Source organism: Mesorhizobium sp. P2_C4 (assembly GCF_056404575.1).
Map to the genome: position 1 here is coordinate 1 of NZ_JBFUDT010000023.1, position 638 is coordinate 638.

The window sequence follows — 638 nt, forward strand, 5'->3', positions numbered from 1 at the left end:
CTATCGCTGGCTGATCGACAGCCGCGACGAGGCCAAGGGCGAGCGGCTCGACAATCTCGAAGACCCGTTCCGGCTCTATCGCTGCCACACCATCATGAACTGCGCCCAGACCTGTCCGAAGGGGCTGAACCCGGCCAAGGCTATTGCCGAGATCAAGAAGATGATGGTGGAGCGGCGGGTATAGGCGCTGCGGGCTCGCTCGCGGCAGCATCGAACGCAGCGATCTTTCGCGCCCCCCTCTGTCCTGCCGGACATCTCCCCCACGAGTGGGGAGATTGGCCGTCACTGCGGCTTTCGCCAATTTCCAAGGTTGAAGGATGACGCGCGGTCGGCGAAGCTACCGATCTCCCCCCACGTGGGGGAGATGTCCGGCAGGACAGAGGGGGGCGCTGTCCTGCCAGCGTTAGAAAGGACTGCAACCCAATGAGCGACGACCTTCCTATCCTCTCCCCCATCGAAGCCCGCGTGCTCGGTTGCCTGATCGAAAAGAAGGAACTGACGCCGGATATCTATCCGCTGACGCTCAATGCAGCACTTGCCGCCACTAACCAGAAGACGGCGCGCGAGCCGGTTATGGCGCTGGAGCAGGTGGAGGTGCACCGGGCGCTGAAGCTGCTTGAGCAGAAGGGGTTGGTGCG

At 63.0% G+C, this 638-nt stretch carries 1 protein-coding gene and 1 pseudogene; both read left to right on the forward strand.

What is annotated here, in order from left to right:
• Nucleotides 1-184 (forward strand): annotated as a pseudogene (locus AC1DX6_RS30540) (succinate dehydrogenase iron-sulfur subunit); the annotation flags it as partial.
• A gap of 239 nt (nt 185-423) precedes the next feature.
• Nucleotides 424-638: DUF480 domain-containing protein (locus AC1DX6_RS30545; protein ID WP_477320305.1), on the forward strand; the 215-nt coding region annotated here is incomplete at its 3' end.